The organism is Methyloterricola oryzae, from assembly GCF_000934725.1.
Lineage (GTDB): Bacteria > Pseudomonadota > Gammaproteobacteria > Methylococcales > Methylococcaceae > Methyloterricola > Methyloterricola oryzae.
Genome location: NZ_JYNS01000048.1, coordinates 1 through 5,256, shown reverse-complemented (window position 1 = coordinate 5,256; position 5,256 = coordinate 1). Strand labels below are relative to the sequence as shown.

3 protein-coding genes and 1 pseudogene are annotated in these 5,256 nt (G+C 51.0%); all 4 read left to right on the top strand.

Features of this window, described 5'->3' with window-relative positions:
* Positions 1-183 (top strand): integrase core domain-containing protein (locus EK23_RS21025; protein ID WP_045227361.1); only part of this gene is annotated, 183 nt, incomplete at its 5' end.
* Positions 184-378: 195 nt separating this feature from the next.
* Positions 379-1,176 (top strand): IS5 family transposase, encoded by a 798-nt coding sequence (locus EK23_RS21020; RefSeq protein WP_200892212.1) that lies wholly within the window; start codon positions 379-381, stop codon positions 1,174-1,176.
* A 1,764-nt stretch (positions 1,177-2,940) separates the two neighbouring features.
* Positions 2,941-3,408: pseudogene (locus tag EK23_RS21015) on the top strand (IS1595 family transposase); the annotation flags it as partial.
* Positions 3,409-3,512: 104 nt separating this feature from the next.
* Complete coding sequence (locus EK23_RS21010) at positions 3,513-4,778, top strand: pentapeptide repeat-containing protein (protein WP_052808423.1); 1,266 nt, start codon at positions 3,513-3,515, stop codon at positions 4,776-4,778.
* Positions 4,779-5,256 lie beyond the last annotated feature (478 nt).

Sequence of the window (5,256 nt, the reverse complement as noted above, 5' to 3'; positions counted from 1 at the left end):
TTCCGCAAGAAGCTTTATCTCTCCGTGGACGAACTGCAGGCCGACCTGGATGCCTGGATCGAGCACTATAACCAGGAGCGAACCCATCAGGGTAAGATGTGTTGCGGTCGCACTCCCCTACAAACGCTTCACGCTGGAAAGGAGGTGTGGAACCAGAAAGTCGGTCAGTTGAATCTGATCTGACAACCCAGCGCACCCAAAACGGGTAACTGTCAGATCAGGTCGCGACTTCTACAGATGATCAAGCAGTACATGGAGCTTCACTTCGAACCGAACCCGAACGACAAATTTCAGATTGAGCCCGACTAGACGCGTCGTTTTTTAGTCGACGCGTATCCGGACTTTCAGTCCGTAATACGAACCCACCGGCTTCAGCCGGTGGCTGTTGAATTCATCCGGTTGTGGAACAACTTTTCCGATGAGGTCGCCGAGGATGTGCTTTACGACATGCCCGTTCTGGACCGCTTTGCCGGCATCGATGTGCTGCGCGGGCGCGTCCCCGATGCCACCACGCTCATGAACTTTCGCCATCTATCGGAAGCGCACCACTTGGCACCGCTGATTCTGGATCGTGTCAATGCGCTGCTGGAAGCCCAAGGTTTGTGGCTGCGCAAAGGCACCCTCGTGGATGCCACCCTGATTGCCGCTACACCCTCGACCAAGAACCAGGAGCAGCAATGCGACCCCGACATGCACCCGACCATGAAGGGCAACAACTGGCGCTTCGGGATGCAGATGCAAATCGGCGTCGATACCGCCTCCGAGCTGATCCACACGGCCGTGGGCACGGCGGCCAATGTCAGCGATGTCGTCATGGCCGGCGAACTGCTGCATGGCCAGGAGCACCGGGTAGATGCCGATGCCGGTTACACCGGCGTCAGCAAGCGCGAGGAACACGTGGATCGCGAAGTCGATTGGCATGTCGCGCTCCAACGCGGTCAGGTGAAGCAACTCCCAGACGATGAAATGAGCGGCCTGGGCCGCCACATCGAGCGACTCAAAGCCTGTTTCCGGTCGAAGGTTGAACACCCGTTCCACACCGTCAAGAACCTGTTTGGCCATCGGAAAACCCGATATCGTGGGCTGAAGAAGAACACCCATCAATGGCAAGTGCTGTTCGCGCTGGTCAAAGTCTATCGGGTCCGACACCAACTGCTCGCCATGGCCGCCGCCTGAGGTCACAGGCAATGTGTGCCCGCAATTCGCTGTGGGGCGAAAATCCCTGGCAAACTTGCCCCAAATACCGCCGCTTCGAACCAATTTTCGCCTGACCACGAACGAAACCGAGCGCTATCGGCCCAATCGCATCAAAAACTCCCATTAATCGGCGCTTCCCTAGACGGTGGAAGCTTCAGCAGGGTATCGTCCAGCCAAACCTTACTTTCCCAAAACGCCGTTACTTCTCAAGGCTTCGCTGTAAACCCCGCCCCAGCAATGCTGAAATCGCAATTCTTACTTATTTCCGGATAAGTTCTTAGTGATTCAATTTTCAAATTATGAAATACATACCCCAATCTGCAACCTCGGGATCTGAGCGTGGATTCAGGCAATAGATATAACTCAACAGGTTCCGCTCTGCACGTGAAATATCAGGTAATATTACGATATCAGGATTGCAATATTTCACAACAGAATATTTTTACTTCATCTAGCCTTACTAGGTGCGGGTGTACCCACAATTTTTGAGCATTGAGAAAAATTGATTAAGTCGGCCAAAATCAAAAAATTGGTATACCGGCATGTAAAAAGGACGTGTTTTTATGGTTTGTCTGAAACTAGGAGAGAACTTATGATAGGCAAGTCACTTGTATCTCTATTGGCCAGCATATTGGTTATTATTGCGCCAATAAACTGCTTCGCTACAACTTTGCAAGAAACCACATCTCAATCAGTTGTGCTACCGCCTCAGAACTACTACGGTGGAGGGAGGACAGTGATTGTTCAGATGACTGTCCCTCCAGGAGAATGGACAGCAACTAGTAAGGCAACCGTAGTCAATTGGGAAAATATCGATTTTGTGCGTTGTTTTATTGAAGTCCAAGATTCTTGGAATCAATTTCATGTTGTGGATGGCGCAACCGTTAGTCCAGGGGGTAATAATGGTGCAGAGTACGTTACAACAATAGTTAATCAGGCATTTATTTCGAAGACAGATGGCCCTCCAAGTATTGTCAGGCTTAGTTGTGAACATGATACTGATGGGATTTCTGGAATTTACTTCGATCCTGGAGTTTCCCTGATCGTTACAGACGGGCAAGGGCCCCAAGGCGCAACTGGCCCTGCTGGAGCAGCGGGACCAACTGGCCAAAAAGGTGACGTTGGACCCATGGGGCCAGTAGGGCCGCCCGGGGCTATGGGGCCAATGGGGCCTAAGGGTGACCCTGGTCCGCCGACTCACTCTGTTGCGGTGTGTAACAACGCATCTAAAGGCACAAGTGCGGTTTGTGGGTGCCGTGGCACAATAATATCAAACTCGAATTCAATGAGTTGTGCTGTTACTTCGGAAACGGGTGGTTGTACCGCTCAGGGCTATACCGATCCGGTTGTTAACACTTCTTATACCGCGAATTGTTGCGTATGTGCTCCGTAATTTGAATGTAGCGGGTGGAATTGAAATCTTATTACTCTGGCCACTATTATCCGAACAGATGCTCGGTCGGTAATTTTGTAGTTTCAGTCAGTTAGGTCAGAAACCTGTGCGCTTTATTGCGGCCGGAGTAATAGCTTATCACCCGCGTTTTCCTTTACGCCACGATTCTAAGGTTTAAAACATCATTGAATAAGTCACAAAAATGAATCCCTGATTAGCGTCGAGCTTTAGTAATGGCTCAGGTGGTGAGCGAGTACCGCTCGTAATCTAGGGCTCCAGAGCAATGCGGTGCGTCAGGGCGATGAACCGAGTCCAATTTCAACGTGGTCTTTCGATGGCTGATTTCTTGAACCGGTACGGCAGGGCGGGGGTCGGAGAACAAAGTTCCATTTGTGATGGCCGTACAAACCAGCGAGGAGGGCCATCAGCTCTACCTTCGTCTGGATAGCCTTCCGTTCACAAAGGAAGCCATCGGCGCCTGGGCGGAGAATGTGCTGGACCCGACCTGCGTGGTCCTGACCGATGGCTTGGGACGCTTTCGGGGCATGAGTGAAAACGTCGCTTGCCGTCACCGCTTCATCCTCGGTTCAGGCCGCGCGTCCGCACAGCACCCTGAGTTTCACTGGGTAAACACCCTGCTGGGTAACCTCAAGACAGCCATTACCGGTACCTATCATGCGTTCAAATTCCGGAAATACGCACACCGCTACCTTGCCGAATTCCAATACCGATTCAATCGTCGGTTCGACTTACGCGCTATCCTCGCGCAACTCGCAACCGCCGTTACCGATCTCAGCGGGTGCTGCGGTCTTGCTTAAGCTCGACGCAGATCAGGCTATTTTTTGTGGGCGTAAGAATAAATATTGACGCTTTCGGATGTGGTCTAGAACGTCGCTGAACTTACCAATTTGAGAGGTGATTTATGTCCGATGCATACTTTTATAGAGGTCTCGCTTTTGAATTCGACCAGTCCAGTTCTATTACTATCGCAAAGATTGACGGATGCCGGGTCATCGGGGACGAAGCGAGTCGTATATCTGCAGAGCGAACGGAACGAAATATTACGAGGGCCATTGAAGCAGTGATTGACGGCCGAGAGGTTTTCAATCAGAAAAGAAAAAACGCCCAAATCGAACAGTTGAATATTCTCAAGCAAGGCGTACCTCGTTGGAACAAGTGGCGAAAGGCGAACCCTGAAAAGCGCCCGCTACTCTTCGAATGCGACTTGACCAAAGAGGGCTTGGAGGGACAAGCGCTCGACGAAGCAGATTTCTCAAATGCAAACCTGGTTGGAGCCGACCTACGTGGACAAACCCTGAGGGAAACAAATTTCCATGAATCGAATCTCGCTCGCGCTAAGCTCCATAGTGCCGATTTGACGAGAGCCAACTTCTGCCGAACGGATCTGTATGAGACCCAAATGCCTTGTGCCATTCTCGACGGCGCGAACCTGCAGGGAACACAAATGGCCAAGACGAATCTGACGGACGCGCACATCGTCGGTTGCACGCTGTACGGCCTGTCCGCTTGGGACTTGCAGCTAGAAGGCGCCGAACAAAAGGATCTGGTCATCCGCTATCGGGAGCCGCAAGGCGGCAGCATGCGCGAGTTGCTGGTGGATGATCTGCTGGTCGCGCAGTTTCTTTATACACTTCTGAATAACGGCAATCTTCAGAACGTTATCGCTGAGACCACCTCCAAGATCGTGCTCATACTTGGGCGGTTTTCGGACGAGAGAAAACAGGTGTTGGAAAAGATTCGGGATGCCCTCAAGGAGCGAAAAGGCGAAAACCGCTACGTACCTATCATCTTCGATTTCAAACCCGAAGAGAATAGAGGGCTAACAGAGACCATACTTCTATTGGCATCGTTGTCCAAATTTGTCATTGCCGATCTCACCGACGCCAAAAGCATTCCCCAGGAACTCTCCCACATCGTGCCGAATCTCCCGTCAGTACCCATTCAGCCTATCCTAATTGAATCCGAGAGAGAGTACGCGATGTTTGAGCACTGGCGCCGTTTTCCCTGGGTACACCAAGTACTTCATTATAAGGACAAGGACGATCTTATCGCAAATCTTGAAAGTAAGGTGATCCTGCCAGCGATATCCGAAATTGATTCCCTTGCAGCTGCGCGAAGAAGGATAGAAGAGTTGGAGAAAGAGCTTTCACGACGGCAAGAACTATAGTAAGACGTTTATGCATGTCGCGAACGTGCCACGTGAGATCTTTTCGGCACTGTTTTGGGGGCGCCAATTTTGTTCACAGCACGTCCTGGGCTAGGCGACGTCTTAGATTTGATCAGGTGCTAGAATCCTCATCTGCCTCATTGATTTTCGTTGGGACAACAGATCAAAGTATGGGTTTCGACAAATGGCAAAAATCAGACTAATGAAGGATTGGTTAGACTTTGTCGATCAGAGAGTATGGAAGGATGAAATTGGATGAAGGCAACTTCATCCGATGTTTGGAAGCGGCCATTCAAACATCGCTATTGGCTTTCAATCTAGATGTCGACAATGGCCGAGTTTGAAACGAGCGCGGTAACTGCGGGAGCGTCAGTTACCTGGAGGATTGTGTTGAAAAAGGCCTGCCGATAAGGCCCGACTGGTAAAATACAGCCACATCCAAAGCGGAGCCGGAACGTCATGATGGGGCAGCAGGTAT